We start from the raw sequence: 16,490 nt of genomic DNA, 5'->3' as shown, positions 1-16,490 counted from the left end.
TTCCCTTACACCCAGTAGGGCACGCGGGCCCGGTACTTGCGCATCCCGAGCAGTGCGACGGTCCAGCCCACGACGGTGATCGCGAGCACGATGTACCAGTGGTATGCCTCCTGCGGCTGACCGATCATCGGGGCGCGGACGATGTCGAGGTAGTGGAACAGCGGGTTGATCTCGGCGATCTTCGCGCGTTCGGCGACCTGACCGCCCTGCGCCTCGAGGCTCTGTGTCGTCCACATGATGGGCGTGAGCACGAACAGCAACAGGGTCAGCGAGCTGAGGATCGGCCCGATGTCCCGGTAGCGGGTGGCGAAGATACCGAACACGATCGCCACCCACACGGCGTTGAGGCCGAGCAGCGCCAGCGCCGGGATCGCCATCAGTGACGCCCAGCTGAGGTTCGCCCACACCCCGAGCGCGACCAGCAGGATCAGGTAGATGATGAGGTTGTGCGCGAACAGCAGCGCCTGCCGCCACACCAGGCGGTACACGTGCACGCTCAGCGCCGACGGCAACTGCTTGATGAGGCCCTCGTTGGAGATGAAGACTTCCGAACCCTCCGTGATGCTCGCGTTGATCACGTTCCACACGATCAGGCCCACCGTCACGTACGGCAGGAACTCCCGCAGCGGGATGTCGAGGAGCGCCGAGTAGAGCAGGCCGATCGCGGACGCCTGCACGCCGGTGGCGATCGTGATCCAGAACGGACCGATCACCGAGCGCCGGTACTTCTGCTTGATGTCCTGCCAGCCGAGACTCAACCACAGCTCGCGCTGACCGAACCCGTCCTTCAGATCCCGGAAGGCGCGGCGGAACGTCTGCGAGCCGGACCCGTGCGGCGCCTCGTCGACGGTCCCGGAATCGATAGCGGATGCTGACACGGAGACCGAGCCTACCGCGATCGGGAACCGGCGCCGTTTCCCCAGGCTGTCAGCGGTCCTCCGCTAGAGATACTGTCCGGTTCCGGTGGGCCCCTGCGGGCGGTCCGAATTGGGTGATCCGGGTGGATTGCCGATGCTCAGCCCCGGGGGCAGTGCCCCCTGACGCATTTGTTCGAGCTGTGCCCGGGCGGCCATCTGCTGCGCGAACAGCGCGGTCTGGATGCCGTGGAACAGGCCCTCGAGCCAGCCGACGAGCTGGGCCTGGGCGATGCGCAGTTCGGCGTCGGACGGAATCGAGTCGTCGGTGAAGGGCAGCGCGAGCCGCTCGAGTTCCTCACGCAGCTCCGGCGCCAGGCCCTGTTCGAGTTCCTTGACGGACGTGCGGTGGATCTCCTTGAGGCGGGCTCGGCTGGCGTCGTCGAGGGGCGCGGCCTTCACCTCGTCGAGGAGCTGTTTGATCATGGTGCCGATGCGCATGACCTTCGCCGGCTGCTCGACCATGTCGGCGACGGAGTCGGCGTCGTCCGGGGCGTCCGCGGCGTCGGGCGACTCCGTGCCGGACGGGGGCGGCGTCGCGGCACCGTTCGCCGGAACCGCCACCGGGCGACCGTCGGGTCCGATCACGAGGACATGTTCATTCTCCGCGTTCGTCATGCCTCCATCTTGACGGTTTCGGGCACCGGGTGGGAGTCGGGAGCCCCGACCGGGCGTCGCAGCGGTGCGTTTCCTCACCGCTGGGCGCACTCTGCCTTACCTCCGGTTGACGAAGCGTCCTAGAGTGTCGGGCATGGTTTACGACGTTGCCCGTGTACGGGGTTTGATCCCCTCACTCGGCGACGGGTGGATCCATTTCGATCCGCAGGCCGGCATGCAGATTCCGGACGCCGTCTCCCGGACGGTGTCGACGGCGTTCCGGGCGTCGGCCTCGTCCGCGTCCGGCCGTCACGTGTCCAGCCGGCGTAGCGCCGCGGTTCTGGAATCCGCCCGGGCCGCGGTGGCCGACCTGGTCGGAGGTGACCCGGCCGGAGTGGTCCTCGGTGCCGATCGGGCCATCCTGCTGGCCTGGCTCGCGGAGTCGCTGAGCACGCGGCTGGGTCTCGGTACCCGGATCGTGCTGTCCCGGCTGGACGAGGAAGCCAACGTCGCCCCGTGGCTGCGGGTGGCGAACCGGTACGGCGCCCAGGTCAAGTGGGCCGAGGTCGAGATCGAGACGTGCGAGCTTCCGGCGTGGCAGTTCGAGGACCTCATCGGCACGACGACACGGCTGGTCGCGCTCACCGCCGCGTCCCCGATCGTCGGCTCCGCGCCGGACGTGCGGGCGGCGGCGGACCGGGCCCACGAGGTGGGTGCCGTCGTCGTGGTGGACGCGATCGGGGCCGCGCCCTACGCGCACATCGACATCGAGGAACTCGGCGCCGACGTCGTCGCGGTCAGCGCGCCCGCATGGGGTGGCCCACAGGTCGGGGCGCTGGTGTTCCGGGATCCGGGGCTGCTGGACCGCATTCCGGCACTGTCGCTCAATCCGTTCGCCCGCGGGCCCGAGCGGCTCGAGGTCGGCGGGCACCAGTTCGCCCTGCTGGCCGGGCTCACCACGTCCGTCGACTTCCTCGCCGGGCTCGACGACGCGGCCGTCGGCAGCAGGCGGCAGAAGCTCGAGACCTCGATCAGCTCGCTCATGCACTATCAGGACGGCCTGTTCGACCACCTGATGAACTCCCTGCGGCGGTTGCCGCAGGTGATGATCATCGGCAAGTCCCCGAGCCGGGTGCCGACCCTCAGCTTCACCGTGGAGGGCATTCCGGCGGACAAGGTGGCCTCGCATCTGGCGGATCGCCGGATCGCGACCATCAGCGGCGGACACGGCGGCTCTCGGCTACTGGACGCGCTGGGCGTCAACGACGAGGGCGGTGCCGTCACCATCGGGCTCGCCCCGTACACCACGCGGTTCGAGATCGACCAGCTGGTGAAGGAACTCACCGCCCTCGGCTGACGCCGGGTCACCGCACCCGCAGGATCACCTTTCCCACGGCCTCGGGCGAGTCGAGCAGTTCGTGTCCCCGGGGGCCTCGGTGATCGGAAGTTCGGCGTGCACCACCGGCTGCACCGTGGCGTCGGCGATCAGAGGCCACAGCTTCGCGCGGACCTCTCCGACGATCTCGGCCTTGCTGTGCCGTCCGGTGACCGGGCGCCCGCGCAGTCCGGCGGCGAAGACGCGGGCCCGTTTGGCGAGAAGTGCGCCCAGGTCGAGTTCGCCCTTGCGGCCGCCCTGCATCCCGATCACCGCGAGGCGCCCGTCCGTGGCGAGGACGTCGACGTTGCGCGGCAGATAGGACGCGCCCATGTTGTCCAGGACGACGTCGGCGCCGTGACCGTCCGTGGCTTCGCGGAGCACGGTGACGAAGTCGGTCTCCCGATAGTTGATCGTGATGTCGGCGCCCAGTTCGCGGCAGCGAGCGAGCTTCGCCTCCGACCCGGCGGTGACGGCCACCCGGGCACCGAGGGCCTTCGCCACCTGGACGGCGTGGGTGCCGATGCCCCCGGCGCCGCCGTGCACCAGGAACACCTCACCCCGGCTCAACTGCGCGTCCATGACGACGTTGGACCACACCGTGCAGGCGACCTCCGGCAGTGATGCCGCGACGGCCAGGTCGAGGCCGTCGGGAACGGGGAGCAACTGCGCGGCCGGAACGGCGACCCGCTCGGCGTATCCGCCACCGGCCAGCAGGGCGCAGACCTCGTCGCCGACGGACCAGCCGGTGACTCCGTCGCCGAGGCGCGCGATGGTGCCGGAGCATTCGAGTCCGAGGATGTCGCTCGCGCCCGGTGGGGGCGGGTACAGGCCCTGTCGCTGGAGCAGGTCGGCGCGGTTGACGGCGGTGGCGGTGACGTCGACCAGGACGTGTCCGGCGGGCAGCTCCGGTTCGGGCTGCTCGGCCCACACCATCGCGTCGGGTCCGCCGGGCTCGGGAACGGTGATCGCATACATGGCCTAGACCGTAGTCAACGAACGGAACGAGAATAGCCTGTGAGCAATCATAAAAGCGGTACGACAGTACTGGAATCCCGCCACCGCGAAGATGGGGAGTGGCCCACTAGGATGTGGGATGTGTCAGCAGAGCGCAGCGATGTCGAGTACCCCACCCCGTGGTTGACGGCCGAGGAAATGCGGGCGTGGCGTGGCTACATGGACGGCAATCAGCGCCTGATGAGCGTGCTCAACCGTGATCTGCAGGAGATGCACGGACTGTCGCTCGCCGACTACCGGATTCTGGTGCTCCTGTCCGAGTCCGAGGACGGTTCACTGCGCATGAGCGGTCTCGCCGACGGGATACTGTCCTCGCGCAGCCGCCTCACTCATCAGGTCCGACGGATGGAGGCGGAGGGCATGGTGGCTCGCGACACCTGTGTCGAGGACGGGCGCGGGGTACGCGCCGTTCTCACTCCGGAGGGGCGCCGCCGTCTCGCCGAGGCTGCCCCCACCCACGTCGCGGGCGTGCGCGCCAACCTCATCAACCTGCTCACCAAGTCTCAGCTCAAGATGCTGGCCGAGGTCTTCGAGCGCGTCGAGAAGGCCGTCGTCGACCGCTGACCGATTGGCCCGGCTTCCTCCCTGCCCGCTAGGATCGCCCACGGAAGCGTGGCAGAGCGGCCGAATGCACTCGCCTTGAAAGCGAGCGTCGCGAGAGCGACCGGGGGTTCAAATCCCTCCGCTTCCGCCGCCGGCACAATGTCACACCGGTTTCGTCAGATCGAACCCGTGTGACATTGTGCCTATTCTTTTTAGGTCTTCCGCGCCGCCGGTGTCCGGTCCGGACGGCGGCTGACGGGCGGGGGTGTGCCGGGGTACCAGAGGTGGGGTGGGAATTTACGTTGCTGTCACAAACTGTCAGGTGTTTGTTGACCGGTAGGTGCCTGTACTGTGCAATCGTCACAGTGTCGGAAGAGGGAAAACACCATGCGTCGTAGGTCGATCATTGCCGTCGGGGCGGCGCTCGCGCTGTCTTTCTCCGGGGCAGGAACGATCGCCGTCGCGGACCCCGCCGACGCACCTCCGGCACCCGTTTCGGCACCGGCGACCATCGAGCGCACCGAGACGATCACCGACACCCGCACCGCGCTGTTCGTGTATTCCCCCGCCATGAACCAGACCGTCCAGGTACAGGTGCTGCACCCGGCATCCGGCGGTTCCCGCCCCACGCTGTACATGCTGGACGGCGTCGGAGCCGGCGAGGAATCGAACTTCGCGGAGAGCACCTGGACGTTCAAGACGGACCTCGTCGACTTCATGTCGGACAAGGACGTCAACGTCGTGCTGCCGGTGGGTGGCACCGGCAGTTACTACACCGACTGGCTGAACCCGGATCCCAAGTTCGGCTCCTACAAGTGGGAGACGTTCCTGACGGACGAGTTGCCGCCCCTCATCGACAAGGAATTCCGCGGCAACGGCGTCAACTCGGTCGCCGGTGTCTCGATGGGCGCGATGGGCGCGGCCAACCTGGTCACCCGGCATCCGCACCTGTACCGCGGGCTCTCCGCGTTCAGTGGCTGCCTCGACAACAGCGAGCCCAGCTCACGGGACTCGGTGCGTGGCACCGTCGCGTTCAAGGGCGGCGACGTGGTGAACATGTGGGGCGCGGACTCGCACCCGGCGTGGAACGACCACAACCCCACCGTCAACGCGGAAGCGTTGCGCGGCAAGCAGATCTACATCTCCACCGGCAACGGCCTGCCCGGTCCGCACGAGCGCGCGCGGGGCGGGGACCTGGCGTCCACCATCGCCGTCGGCGGCCCCCTCGAGGCGGCCGCGAACCTCTGCACCCGCACGTTCGAGAACCGGTTGGGTCAGCTGCGCATCCCGGCGACGTTCGTCTATCACGACTACGGCACGCACTCCTGGCCGTACTGGGAGGACGAGTTCAAGGCGGCATGGCCGCAGATCGCTTCCGCGCTCGGACGCTGAGTTCGGGGGTCGGTCAAGCCCGGCGCCCCGTGGGGTGCCGGGCTTGTCGGCAGGCGTGAGCGTGGAGAAGGGGCGGCGGGGACGGCGCGGACACGTGGCCGGCCCCGCCGCTGTTCATCTCACGCCGCCCGTTCATCTCATGCGGAGACGCCGACTCCGGCCACCGCTCGCACGTCCGCGCTGGTGGCGAAGGAGAGGAAGGCGTCGTTCTCGTGTGGGTCGCCGATGGTGATCCGCACCCCGTCCGTCCCGTAACCGCGCAGGAGCACTCCGGCCTCGGCGCCGGCTTCCGTGTATGCGGCGGTGTGCTCACCCAGGGGTAGATAGACGAAGTTCGCCTCCGTGTCGGGCACGTCGTATCCGGCGGCGATCAACGCGGCGCGGACACGGCCGCGTTCGGCGACGACGGCGTCGGTGCGGGCGAGCAGTTCGTCCACGGCACCGAGTGACGCGATCGCGGCGGCCTGGGCGAGGCTGGACACACTGAACGGCAGGTGCACCTTGCCGAGCGCGGCGATCACCGCGGGATCTCCGACGGCGTAACCCACCCGCACGCCGGCCAGTCCGTACGCCTTCGAGAATGTCCGCAGGACAACCACATTGGGGCGCGAACGCGCGTATTCGATGCCGTCGACCCCGGACCGGTTGTATTCGTAGTACGCCTCGTCGAGCGCGACGACGACGTGTTCGGGCACGGCGTCCAGGAAGCGTTCCAGTTCGTCGCGTCCGAGCGAGCGGCCCGTGGGGTTGTTGGGATTGCACACGAAGATCAATCGGGTGCGATCGGTGACGGCCGCCGCCATCGCGTCGAGATCGTGTGCCTGGTCGGCGGTGAGCGGGACCTTCACGGCGACCGCCCCGGCCACCTGCGTCACCACCGGGTAGGCCTCGAACGAACGCCACGCGAAGATCACCTCGTCGCCCTCGGCGCACGTCGCCTGCACCAGCTCCTGGCAGAGGGTGACCGAGCCGCAGCCGCAGGCGACCGATTCCGGGGCCACCTCGAGGAACTGGGCGAGGGCGCTGCGTAGCTCCAGTGCACCGTTGTCCGGGTATCGGTTGGCCGAGTCCAGGGCCGCGTTCACGGCGTCGCGCACGCTCGGCAGCGGGCCGTGCGTCGTCTCGTTGCTCGCCAGTTTGATCGCTCCGGGAAACGTGCGTCCGGGGACGTAGGCGGGGATCGCGGCGAGGTCGGGACGGGTCCGGGGAGTCACCTGACCGATTATGCGCCCCGGTCTCCGGTGCACGGAGGCCCGGTCCGTGCCAAGGTGGACGTATGTCGGGAATCTTCACGGACAGCGCCCCGCTTTCCGCGGGGTCCGATCATGTGCCGGTCACGGCCGCCGAGCCCGAAGGCCCGGCGCGCGGGGGCATCGTCCTGTTGCACGAGTCGCGTCAGTTCGGCGAGTCCGTCCTCGACCTGATGCGGGCACTGGCGGTGGAAGGCTGGCTGGTGGTCGCGCCGCATCTGTTCCACCGGGTGCCGGAGTCGGTGTCCGGCGTGTTCGGTGACGCACTGTTCGAGGACTTCGACGCGGCGGGTGCCTGGCTGGGCCGGCGCGGGGTGCAACCGGACCGGGTCGGCGTGCTCGGGTTCGACCAGGCCGGAACCGCAGCACTCCTCGTCGCCACGACGCGTCCCGTCGGCGCGGCGATCAGTGTCGCTTCGCCGGGCATCGTGGAGGCGTTGACCGTCGATGCCCCGCCCCTCGTCGATGCCGTCGTCTCGTTGCAGGCGCCGTGGCTCGGCCTGTACGGAGACGACGATCCCGGCACTCCACCGGAGCATGTCGAAAGGCTGCGCGAGGCGGCATCCCGCGCATTGGTGGCGACCCTGGTGGTCAGTTATCCCGGCCTCGGTCACCGTGCGGACGAGCCGTCGACGTTGCTGGAGCCGACGGAGGAAACACTCGTCGACGCGCAGGAGCGGATCTTCGACTGGTTCGACAGCAACCTGCGCTGACCACCCGTTTTGCGCTAAGTGGTCGAAGGTGTGTAATCTTTCCGCTCGGCGGTTCGAGAGAATCGAAACCCCCCAGGGAGGCGTGCCAGAGCGGCCGAATGGGACTCACTGCTAATGAGTTGTCCCCTTTACGGGGGACCGGAGGTTCAAATCCTCTCGCCTCCGCCACACCGGCATTCGTGCCGGGTGAACAACTGAAGAGCATGCGCCCGTAGCTCAACGGATAGAGCACTTGACTACGGATCAAGAGGTTAGGGGTTCGAATCCCTTCGGGCGCACAGTGAAATGCCCTGACGGAACTTCCGTCAGGGCATTTTCGTGCGGCCTTGGGGTTCACAACGGGAATGTCGGGTTCACCACCCCCGCGACGCGTCGCGGCCGTTGTGAACCCGACAGAATCATGGTGAACCCCTCGGAGTCATGGTGAACCCGTCAGAGGAGATGGGCCCGGTGGATCACCGAATCCACCACGAGCAGGACGCCGATGACGGCGAAGATGACACGAACCGTGGCCGGGCCGTACCGGTTCACGCCTCGCACGATCGCCATGTATCTGCGCCGGGACCGAGGCGTGCGGCGGGTGGCGAGCAGGAGGATCAGCAGCGGCGGCACGAGTGCCAGCGCGCAGTACGCGACCACGATGGCCGGCCAGGCGGGCGGGAGCGGCTGGTGCGCGGCGATCAGGCCCAGCCCGGCCAGATAGGGAATGGCCGTGGGCGCCTGGGCGAGACCGATCACCACCCCCGCGAGCGCGAGGACCCACGGATTGGTGCGGAGCCGCCGAGTCCACTCCGGCGGAGCGGAGTTCCGCACCGGCAGCGCCGCGAGGGCGATCAGCACGATGCCCACGACGAGCTCGCCCCGATAGCGGATGGTCGGGGTGAGAGTGAAGTCGAACAGGTCGGTGAGGAAGCCGATCCCGAGGACGGTGAGGATGCCGAACGCCGTCGTCACCGCGAACACACCGGCGAGGAAGCCGAGCCCGCCCGGCACCGGGGAACGTCGGCTCAGCCGCGCGTCGTAGACGACCGCCGCGGTGACTCCGACGAGCAGCACATCGAGCGAATCCAGGACGGCGAAGCCCACGAGTGCCACCAACAGTGCCGTCATAAGACCGCCACACTATGCGCCCACCGCCTCGGTGAGCGAACGGCGTCCGCTCACACGTGTCCGGTGGCGGAGGTGAACAGCGGTTGACAACTCGAGCAGCGGTGATCAGGGTTGACTGCCGTGACCCACGTGACCGCCGATGAGACGGGCTTCGTCCCCGACCAGGTTTTCGTCCAGCTGTTCGAGCAGATCCTCATCGGCGCGATCGCCCCGGGGGGCACAGCCTTCCTTCGGACCGGGAGATCGCCGACACCCATTCGGTCAACCGGCACGCCGCGCGGGACGCGCTCGAGCGGCTCGCCCGCGCCGGGCTCGTCCAGCTCGGCCACGGTGGCACCGGCCGGGTCCTGGACTGGCGCCGTAACTCCGGGCTGGATCTGCTGGCGGAACTCGCCGGCACCGGCGCCGTGCCGGCGTCCACGCTGCTGCGTGACGTGGCAGAGATGCGTCGCAGCGTCGGGGCCGACGCCGCTCGGTTGTGCGCGGAGCGGGCGAACGAGACTCAGCTCGCCCGTGTGCTCGCGATGGCCCACGGCTATCCGGATCGGCCCGTCGGTGTCGCCGAGCTGACCGCCGCGGACATCAGCTTCTGGGACGCCGTTGTCGACGGGTCCGGGAACATCGCCTACCGGCTCGCACTGAACACCCTGCGTCAGGGATTCCTGGCGATCGGGGTCGAGCATCTGGTGGGCCTGCTCGAGGAGTACTCCGACCGCGACGCGCACATCGCACTGGCGGCCATCATCGCCCGCCGCGACGGCGCGGCCGCGCACGACCGGGCGACGGCCCTGCTCGGGACGTTCACGTCCGCGGTCGCGACGGCGGACGGCGCGCCCTGACGGATTCCGCGCGTACGGTTTCGCCGCCCGTACCAATCCGCACGGGCCTCGGCTGTGAGTGCTGACAGTCCTGCCCAAGACCGGTAGGAATTCAACTACCCGAGCGGTCACCATCTAAGGGTCCCGAAACCGACCCGACTCGGAGTCCCTCCCGGACTCGACTCTGGAGCAGTGTGATGAGTGTTCCCACCCGGTGGTCGCGATGAGTACATCGATCGTGGTCGTTCTCTTCGTCTCCACCCTCCTCATGGCCTTGGCCAACATGGTGGCCAAGCCCAAGGTGTTCTCTCGTCCGGTGGCGCGCGGCACGTTCGCCGCGCCGTCGCTGTGTGACATGTCCATCGGCGAACTCGAGGCGCTCATCGCCGTCCAGTTCGCCCGCGAACGCGAACTGCGTGCCGCCGATCAGGTCGACGCCGCGCGTGAGATCGGTGTCCACCGCTTCCTCTGCATCTCCGAACTGCGCTCTCGGCACTAGCCCGGCCCGCGCGTCGGTCGCCTCACGGCACGATGACGGCCCGCCCGGTGAGCGTGTTCGCGCCGAGCCGCCGGTATGCCTCCGGCGCCTCGTCCAGCGAGAAGGTCTCGACCGCGATGTCGAGCACACCCTCGTGTGCGAGGTCGATGAGCTCGATCAGCTCGGATCGCGACCCCCAGTACGGAGCGCGCGCCGCCACCTCGAACGGCTGCGCGAAGAAGCCGATCTTCGCCGTTGCCTGCCCGTCGCCGAGCCCGACGATCATGACGTCACCGGCGGTCCCCACGATTCCCATCGCGGTGTCGATCGTCGGCTGGTAGCCGACGAAGTCGAACACCGCCTGTACGCCCCGGCTACCGGTGATCTTCCGGACCGCGTCGACGGCATCGGCATCCGAGAGCACCGCCTCGTGCGCACCCACCGAACGGGCGAACTCCAGCTTCTCCTCGGTGACGTCGAGGGCGATCACCCGCGCCGGAGTCAGGTGCCGCAGCAGTTCGATCGCGACGTGCCCGAGGCCGCCGGCGCCGATCACGGCGGCGGTCGATCCGGCCACCAGCTTCGGCAGCGAGAGTGTGATCGCGTGATACGGGGTGAGTCCGGCATCGGTGAGCGGGACGGTCGCCACCGGGTCGAGATCGCCGATGGGAACGAGGTGCCTGGGCGAGTCCACGATCATGTACTCGGCGATCGCCCCCGGCGCGCCGAGCCCCGGCGGGAAGATGCCCAACTCGGCCGCCCGCGGACAGTAGTTCTCCAGCCCCTGCGCGCACTGCAGACACTGACCACAGCCCCACGGACCGTAGACGACGACGTTCGTCCCCACCGCGATCTCGTCCACGCCGTCTCCCACCGCGTCCACGGTGCCCGCCCCTTCGTGGCCGAGCGTGAGCGGCAGCGGGTACGGGAAGCCCTCGGCGGGCATGTTCATCACGAAGTCGTCCGAGTGGCACACACCCGCGGCGGTGATCTTCAGCCGCACCTGACCGGGCCCCGGCTCCGGGGTGTCGATCTCGACCACCTCGGGCTCCGCCCCGACCGTCCTGTACTGCAGTGCCTTCATGCCGCGCTCCCTCGTCGGGTGACTGGTCGCCCACGGAGTACCCGGGACGGGGGATCTCATGCGTGATGCGCGATGTGAGTGCGCAGGCACCGCCGCGTCCGGACGTCCGCTACGGGGTGTGCCCGCCGGTGGCGCGGTTCCGGGCGGCCTCGACCCGGTCCGCGGCGGCGATCGGCTCCTCGTGCTCCCACACCCGCACCACCGTCCACCCGGCCTCGACCAGGCGACGGTCGGTGTCCCGGTCACGGAGTACGTTTCCCGCCAGCTTCTCCGCCCACCACCGTGCGTTGTTCTTCGGGGAAGTGGCGTGCTGGGGGCAGCTGTGCCAGAAACACCCGTCCACGTAGACGGCCAGGCGGGCACGAGGAAACACCAGGTCGGCGCGTCGGCGAATGTCCTTCACCGGCGCGCGGTCCACGAAGTAGCGCAGCCCGCGCCGATGCAGTTCGCGCCGCAGCGCGATCTCCGGCTTCGTGTCCCGGCGACGTTGGGCCCGCATCCGGGCACTGGTGGCGGGGTCGGTCGCGGGCACGGTACGCGTCCTACGCGGCGGCCTCGGGGAAGCCGCCCATCCGGTCGAGGTGGTTCTCCACGTCGTCGATGAAGCCGGGCTGGAAGCGCAGGTTGCCCATGCGGGCCCGCTTGAGGAAGCCGGCGGTGGCCCGCGCGGACAACAGCCGGCTGTCCTCGAGGAATCCGCTGAGGTCCTCGTACGGTTCCCGCACCGGCCAGGTCGACGTGTGCACCCGGTAGGCCTCCCGGTCGCGTCCCCACGCCGCGGACGGCCACGGGTCGCCCGGCTTCAGCGGGGACTGTCGATCGGTGGTGTAGGCGCGGGGTGCGTCGAGCCTGGCCCCCACCCACGAGGCCATCCGGACGCTGACGGCGTTGCCGACCAGCTTCCACCGGTGACCCGCGCGCAGGCCGCCGACGTCGGTGGCCGGTGCGGTCCAGTCGGGATCGAAGCCCTGCAACCGTTCCGCGTCGACGAGACCCGGTGTGACGATCTCCCCGGACGGGAGCCGCACCGCGGGAGGGCTCGCGATTCCCACCGAGGAGCCGCCCTTGAGGGTGGGGACGGCGTTGACGGCCCAGCCGAGCCCGCGCACCCCCTCGGTCCAGTAGAACCCGCAGGGATGCCCGTGCGGGTCGTCCTCGGGGCGCTCGCCGGCGTCCTCGCCGAACAGGACCTCGCGGGGATCGTCGGTCCGCGAGGCGAGCATCAGCACGCGCTGTCTCCGCTGGGGCAGCCCGAACGCCCGGGCGTCGACGACGCGATACGCCCACATGTAGCCGAGATCCTCGAGCGCGTCGGTGATGTGGCGCATCGCGGCACCACGACCCAGCTGGAGCATGAACGGGACGTTCTCGATGAGCAGCCAGCGCGGGCCGCGTTTGCGTCGGACCAGCCGGAACACCTCGTCGACCAGTCCGGACCGCTCCCCGGTGATACCCGCGGTGCGCCCGGCCTGGGACAGATCCTGGCAAGGGAACCCCGCGGCGACGAGTTCGATGTCGGACGGCAGCGACCGCAGCTTCGTCACGTCCCCGTGCAGCGGCACGTCCGGGAAGCGGGTACCCAGCACGGCCTGGGCGCCGGGATCGATCTCGCACAGCAGTTCGGTACGCCAGCCGTGCGCGCTCAGACCGAGCTCGAGTCCGCCGATACCGGCGAACAGCCCCACCATGCTCCCGGTCGACGCCACGACACCCTTCCTCACACTCCGATTCCCGGGAGACGTTACTCGAGTTCGCCGCCGCCCGAGCGCTGCCCCGCCGCCGACGGGCCCGAGTGTGCGGAGGACAATCCCTCTCGTTCCGGTGCAGGTCTGCGCCGGACCGTCGCCGAAGCCCGGAGGTGGTTCCGTGGAGCAACTCGTCGTCGTGATCGGGCTGATGCTCGTCACCGTACTGATCGTGGGTCTCGGCGGGCGACTGCACGTGCCGTGGCCGGTGCTGTTGACCCTGGTGGCCGCGGGTTTCGCGTTCCTCCCGGGCATTCCGGAGATCGAGGTGGATCCGGAGCTGATCCTCCCGCTGTTCCTGCCGCCACTGCTGTGGGCGCTGGCACGGCGCGCGTCCTGGGCGATGTTCCGGGACCGGTGGAGGACCATCGTCGTCCACTCGATCGGTCTGGTGGTGGTCACGACCGCCGCCGTGGCGTGGACGGCGTGGGCTCTGGTTCCCGGTATCGCGCTGGCGGGCGCCATCGCGATCGGTGCGATGACGGCCCCACCCGACCCGGTCGCCGTCGAGGCGGTCGCCGAGCCGGTGGGGATTCCACGTCGGATCGTCGGGGTCCTGCAGACCGAGGGCTTGTTCAACGACGCCGCCGCGCTGGTGGCGTTCCAGGCGGCGCTCGCCGCCACACTCGCGGGCCAGTCGCTCGACTACGAATTCGAGTTGCTGCACTTCTTCTACTCGGCGGCGGTCGCGGTCCTCATCGGGTTGGCGATCGGCTGGATCGGGTCCTGGCTGATCGTGCGGATCGTCGACCCGGCGGGCCGCGCGGGCTTCTCGCTGGTGATCCCGTTCGTCGTGTACCTGCTGGCGGAGGAGGTCCACGTCTCCGGCGTCATCGCCGTGGTCGTCGCCGCGGTGCAGATGAACTCGGCGAACGCCGAGATCGACGCCGAGGACCGCCTCGCCAGCACCTCGTTCTGGCAGGTGGCCGAGCTGTTGGTCACCGGCGTCGCCTTCGGGCTCATCGGCCTCGAGTTCCGGGTGGTCGTCGATGCGGCCGGGCCGGATCTGTGGACGATGGTGGCGCACGGCGTGGTCATCGCCGTGGTGCTCGCGCTGGTGCGTGGCATCTGGATGGTCGGGGCGTGGCAGCTGATCAGCCGCGGTTCCGACAGCGCCGCGTCGGCGCCGCGGACCGCCGCGGAGGCTTTCGTGATGACGTGGTGCGGCATGCGGGGCCTGGTCACGCTGGCGCTCGCGTTGAGCCTGCCGCTCGACTTCGCGGCCCGGTCCGAGGCGATCGTGATCGCCGCGACGGTCCTGGTGATGAGCATGATCATCCCCGGGGCGACGCTGCCGTGGATCGTGCGCAAGCTCGGTGTCGCGGACGCCGCCGACGCCGAGGAGCGCGAGGAGCACGAACTGGTCGAGCGGGCCCGGCGGGCCGCGCTGCACGCGATCGCCGGCCGTGCGGACGAACTGCCGGACGAGGCGGTCGCGCGGGTCCGGGCACTGTACGACCGGCTCGAGGAGGAGTCCGTCCACGATCCGAACCAGTACGCCGAGCACGTCGAGGGCCTCAAGGAGCGGCGACGGCACGTACTCGAACTCCAGCGGACGGCCCTGGACGCCGCGCAGGCCGAGGTACTGGCCGCCCGGACCGAGAAGGGGCAGGACCCCCACGTGGTGGATCGGGTGCTCGAGCGGCTGGATCGGTTGTCCACGGCGAGCCACACGCAGACCTTCCGGCATCACTGACCCGCGGACGCCGCACGATTTGCCGGTTTTCGCGGCAAATCCCGGCCCCGCGGCACGTCAGAGCCCGTCGTCGCATAACGTTAGAGCCGTGAGCATCCCAGCCCCCGGTGCCCGATCGTGGCCGGCGATCCTGACCTGGCAAGCACACAGTGGACCGCGCATGGAGTCGGTTCGTGTGCAGGTCTCGGGTAAGCGCGTCAAGGCTGCCGGGCGGATCATCGGCGCCAGCGCTCCCGAGCACCCGGCGTTCAGCGCGTCGTACGACATGGTGACCGACGAGAACGGAGTCACTCGCCGGCTGTCGCTGCGCCTGGCCGTCGCCTCGGGTGAGCGTCAGATGTCGATCAGCCGTGACGAAGAGGGCACCTGGATGATCGAGAGCGGATCGCTGCACCAGCGGTCCACGTTCGACGGCGCCCTGGACGTCGACGTCGTGCTCAGCCCGTTCTTCAACTCGCTGCCCATCCGCCGCTTCGAGCTGCAGGAACGCTCCGAGGACGTCGAGGTTCCCGTCGTCTACGTCAACCTGCTGGAGCTGAGCGTGGAGGGTGCCTCCATCACCTACAGCAGCGGTCCGGACGGCATCCACGTGCTCTCGCCGCTGTCGAGTTCGACCCTCAAGGTCGACGCGGACGGATTCGTCGTCGACTATCCGTCCCTCGCCCAGCGCATCTGATGACCGGTTTCCGGGATATTTCCGCACTGACGACGGTGGTCGTCGAGCGGTAGGCTCGAAGGGTGGACGAACTCCGGGACAACGGACGCACCGACGACGCCCCTTTCGAGCTGGCGCCGCCCGAACAGATCGACGTCACCCCGGAGATCGACGAAATCGGCGAGTTGCTCCGCAAGACCGGCCGCAAGCACGTCGTGGAGGGCCCGGATGCGCCGTGGCGCCAGGGCTATCCCTACGACAAGAAGATGAGCCGCAGGCAGTACGAGCACCGCAAGCGGGCCCTGCAGATCGAACTGCTCAAGCTCCAGGCGTGGGTCAAGGAGCGCGGCGAGAAGATCGTCATCGTCTTCGAGGGCCGTGACGCCGCAGGCAAGGGTGGGGCGATCAAGCGGTTCACCGAGCACCTCAATCCCCGTGGCGCGCGCGTGGTGGCGCTGGAGAAGCCCACCGAACGTGAGCGCACCCAGTGGTACTTCCAGCGGTACGTCCAGCATCTGCCGGCCGGCGGCGAGATCGTCCTCATGGACCGCTCCTGGTACAACCGGGCAGGTGTCGAGCGGGTGATGGGCTATTGCACTCCCACGGAATACCTCGAATTCACCCGGTCCGCACCGGAATTCGAGCGCATGCTGGTGCAGTCCGGGATCCACGTCGTGAAGTTCTGGTTCTCGGTGGGGCGGGAGGAACAGCACGCCCGATTCGTCGCGCGCAGCACCGACCCGGTCAAACAGTGGAAGCTGTCTCCGACGGACCTCGCGAGCCTCGACAAGTGGGACGCCTACACCGAGGCCAAGGAGGACATGCTCTTCTACACGGACACCCCGCATGCGCCGTGGACCATCGTCAAGTCCAACGACAAGAAGCGGGCCCGGCTCGAGGCGATGCGCTGGGTGCTGTCCCGGTTCGAGTACACGAACAAGGACAAGCGGGTCGTCGGCAAGCCGGACCCACTGCTCATCGGCTCGCCCGCCACGGTGTACGACGAGGGCGAGAATCCGTCGGACCACTTCCCGCATCTGGGGGACTGGCCGTCGGGCAACGGACAGGCCCGCTCCCGGCGCTGAGCTCCGCTCACAGTTGGC

16 protein-coding genes, 3 tRNA genes and 1 pseudogene are annotated in these 16,490 nt (G+C 69.0%); 12 read left to right on the top strand and 8 right to left on the bottom strand.

Translation table 11 applies throughout. The features are described 5' to 3' along the window. Positions 1 to 5: 5 nt before the first annotated feature. Together wzm and G4H71_RS08900 are read right to left on the bottom strand one after the other, a co-directional pair. Positions 6 to 878 carry a galactan export ABC transporter permease subunit Wzm/RfbD gene (wzm, locus tag G4H71_RS08905; RefSeq protein WP_072737417.1) on the bottom strand — a complete coding sequence of 291 codons (873 nt, stop codon included), beginning with the start codon at positions 876 to 878 and terminating at the stop codon, positions 6 to 8. A gap of 63 nt (positions 879 to 941) precedes the next feature. Then, positions 942 to 1,532, bottom strand: coding sequence for a bacterial proteasome activator family protein (locus G4H71_RS08900; RefSeq protein WP_072737416.1), 591 nt, complete (start codon positions 1,530 to 1,532; stop codon positions 942 to 944). Positions 1,533 to 1,665: 133 nt separating this feature from the next. Between G4H71_RS08900 and G4H71_RS08895 the strand changes: the two genes are divergently transcribed. Further along, on the top strand, positions 1,666 to 2,868 hold the full coding sequence (locus tag G4H71_RS08895) for a cysteine desulfurase-like protein (RefSeq protein ID WP_072737415.1): 1,203 nt from the start codon (positions 1,666 to 1,668) through the stop codon (positions 2,866 to 2,868). Between the two features lie 7 nt (positions 2,869 to 2,875). Here the strand turns inward: G4H71_RS08895 and G4H71_RS08890 are convergent. After that, a pseudogene (locus G4H71_RS08890) lies at positions 2,876 to 3,864 on the bottom strand (NAD(P)H-quinone oxidoreductase). Between the two features lie 120 nt (positions 3,865 to 3,984). Here G4H71_RS08890 and G4H71_RS08885 point away from each other — a divergent pair. The 3 genes from G4H71_RS08885 to G4H71_RS08875 all read left to right on the top strand — a co-directional run bounded on the left by G4H71_RS08885 (position 3,985) and on the right by G4H71_RS08875 (position 5,838). Next, on the top strand, positions 3,985 to 4,467 hold the full coding sequence (locus G4H71_RS08885) for a MarR family winged helix-turn-helix transcriptional regulator (protein WP_072737560.1): 483 nt from the start codon (positions 3,985 to 3,987) through the stop codon (positions 4,465 to 4,467). Between the two features lie 42 nt (positions 4,468 to 4,509). Further along, positions 4,510 to 4,594, top strand: a tRNA-Ser gene (locus G4H71_RS08880). 239 nt (positions 4,595 to 4,833) lie between these two features. Next, positions 4,834 to 5,838 carry an alpha/beta hydrolase gene (locus G4H71_RS08875; protein WP_072737414.1) on the top strand — a complete coding sequence of 335 codons (1,005 nt, stop codon included), beginning with the start codon at positions 4,834 to 4,836 and terminating at the stop codon, positions 5,836 to 5,838. A gap of 137 nt (positions 5,839 to 5,975) precedes the next feature. On the opposite strand, the gene hisC is transcribed toward G4H71_RS08875, so the two are convergent. Further along, entirely contained in the window at positions 5,976 to 7,052 is a 1,077-nt protein-coding gene (gene hisC, locus G4H71_RS08870; RefSeq protein WP_072737413.1) for a histidinol-phosphate transaminase, read from the bottom strand. 62 nt (positions 7,053 to 7,114) lie between these two features. On the opposite strand from hisC, the gene G4H71_RS08865 reads away from it, so the two are divergent. The 3 genes from G4H71_RS08865 to G4H71_RS08855 all read left to right on the top strand — a co-directional run bounded on the left by G4H71_RS08865 (position 7,115) and on the right by G4H71_RS08855 (position 8,079). Then, positions 7,115 to 7,801 (top strand): dienelactone hydrolase family protein, encoded by a 687-nt coding sequence (locus tag G4H71_RS08865; protein WP_072737412.1) that lies wholly within the window; start codon positions 7,115 to 7,117, stop codon positions 7,799 to 7,801. 76 nt (positions 7,802 to 7,877) lie between these two features. Beyond that, a tRNA-Ser gene (locus G4H71_RS08860) sits at positions 7,878 to 7,969 on the top strand. Positions 7,970 to 8,006: 37 nt separating this feature from the next. Then, a tRNA-Arg gene (locus G4H71_RS08855) sits at positions 8,007 to 8,079 on the top strand. Positions 8,080 to 8,233: 154 nt separating this feature from the next. Here the strand turns inward: G4H71_RS08855 and G4H71_RS08850 are convergent. Further along, entirely contained in the window at positions 8,234 to 8,911 is a 678-nt protein-coding gene (locus G4H71_RS08850; protein ID WP_072737411.1) for a GAP family protein, read from the bottom strand. A 443-nt stretch (positions 8,912 to 9,354) separates the two neighbouring features. On the opposite strand from G4H71_RS08850, the gene G4H71_RS22575 reads away from it, so the two are divergent. Next, positions 9,355 to 9,750 carry an FCD domain-containing protein gene (locus G4H71_RS22575; protein ID WP_246442996.1) on the top strand — a complete coding sequence of 132 codons (396 nt, stop codon included), beginning with the start codon at positions 9,355 to 9,357 and terminating at the stop codon, positions 9,748 to 9,750. A gap of 202 nt (positions 9,751 to 9,952) precedes the next feature. Next, the gene (locus tag G4H71_RS08840) at positions 9,953 to 10,228 is read left to right on the top strand and encodes a hypothetical protein (RefSeq protein ID WP_139183238.1); all 276 of its coding nucleotides are present in this window, start codon (positions 9,953 to 9,955) and stop codon (positions 10,226 to 10,228) included. Positions 10,229 to 10,250: 22 nt separating this feature from the next. On the opposite strand, the gene G4H71_RS08835 is transcribed toward G4H71_RS08840, so the two are convergent. From G4H71_RS08835 to G4H71_RS08825, 3 genes are all read right to left on the bottom strand, one after another. Continuing rightward, a complete protein-coding gene (locus G4H71_RS08835; protein WP_072737409.1) occupies positions 10,251 to 11,291 on the bottom strand; it encodes an NAD(P)-dependent alcohol dehydrogenase in 1,041 nt (346 codons plus the stop codon). A 109-nt stretch (positions 11,292 to 11,400) separates the two neighbouring features. Continuing rightward, entirely contained in the window at positions 11,401 to 11,823 is a 423-nt protein-coding gene (locus tag G4H71_RS08830) for a very short patch repair endonuclease (protein ID WP_072737408.1), read from the bottom strand. Positions 11,824 to 11,833: 10 nt separating this feature from the next. Further along, on the bottom strand, positions 11,834 to 12,979 hold the full coding sequence (locus tag G4H71_RS08825; RefSeq protein ID WP_083343038.1) for a DNA cytosine methyltransferase: 1,146 nt from the start codon (positions 12,977 to 12,979) through the stop codon (positions 11,834 to 11,836). A gap of 178 nt (positions 12,980 to 13,157) precedes the next feature. Between G4H71_RS08825 and G4H71_RS08820 the strand changes: the two genes are divergently transcribed. The 3 genes from G4H71_RS08820 (at position 13,158) to ppk2 (ending at position 16,472) form a co-directional block, all read left to right on the top strand. After that, positions 13,158 to 14,732, top strand: coding sequence for a cation:proton antiporter (locus tag G4H71_RS08820; RefSeq protein WP_072737407.1), 1,575 nt, complete (start codon positions 13,158 to 13,160; stop codon positions 14,730 to 14,732). An 88-nt stretch (positions 14,733 to 14,820) separates the two neighbouring features. Next, positions 14,821 to 15,408, top strand: coding sequence for a putative glycolipid-binding domain-containing protein (locus G4H71_RS08815; RefSeq protein ID WP_072737406.1), 588 nt, complete (start codon positions 14,821 to 14,823; stop codon positions 15,406 to 15,408). 62 nt (positions 15,409 to 15,470) lie between these two features. Further along, entirely contained in the window at positions 15,471 to 16,472 is a 1,002-nt protein-coding gene (gene ppk2, locus G4H71_RS08810; protein ID WP_072737405.1) for a polyphosphate kinase 2, read from the top strand. Positions 16,473 to 16,490 lie beyond the last annotated feature (18 nt).

This window comes from Rhodococcus triatomae, from assembly GCF_014217785.1.
Lineage (GTDB): Bacteria > Actinomycetota > Actinomycetes > Mycobacteriales > Mycobacteriaceae > Rhodococcus_F > Rhodococcus_F triatomae.
The sequence above is the reverse complement of the archived record's forward strand: the minus strand, read 5'-3'. Positions and strand labels throughout refer to the sequence as shown.

What these genes read in the sequence shown, in the direction of transcription:
- G4H71_RS08900 (WP_072737416.1), bottom strand. Translation starts at nt 1,532, where the DNA reads ATGACGAACGCGGAGAATGAACATGTCCTCGTGATCGGACCCGACGGT.
- G4H71_RS08895 (WP_072737415.1), top strand. Translation starts at nt 1,666, where the DNA reads ATGGTTTACGACGTTGCCCGTGTACGGGGTTTGATCCCCTCACTCGGC.
- G4H71_RS08875 (WP_072737414.1), top strand. Translation starts at nt 4,834, where the DNA reads ATGCGTCGTAGGTCGATCATTGCCGTCGGGGCGGCGCTCGCGCTGTCT.
- G4H71_RS08865 (WP_072737412.1), top strand. Translation starts at nt 7,115, where the DNA reads ATGTCGGGAATCTTCACGGACAGCGCCCCGCTTTCCGCGGGGTCCGAT.
- G4H71_RS08850 (WP_072737411.1), bottom strand. Translation starts at nt 8,911, where the DNA reads ATGACGGCACTGTTGGTGGCACTCGTGGGCTTCGCCGTCCTGGATTCG.
- G4H71_RS22575 (WP_246442996.1), top strand. Translation starts at nt 9,355, where the DNA reads ATGCGTCGCAGCGTCGGGGCCGACGCCGCTCGGTTGTGCGCGGAGCGG.
- G4H71_RS08840 (WP_139183238.1), top strand. Translation starts at nt 9,953, where the DNA reads ATGAGTACATCGATCGTGGTCGTTCTCTTCGTCTCCACCCTCCTCATG.
- G4H71_RS08835 (WP_072737409.1), bottom strand. Translation starts at nt 11,291, where the DNA reads ATGAAGGCACTGCAGTACAGGACGGTCGGGGCGGAGCCCGAGGTGGTC.
- G4H71_RS08825 (WP_083343038.1), bottom strand. Translation starts at nt 12,979, where the DNA reads ATGGTGGGGCTGTTCGCCGGTATCGGCGGACTCGAGCTCGGTCTGAGC.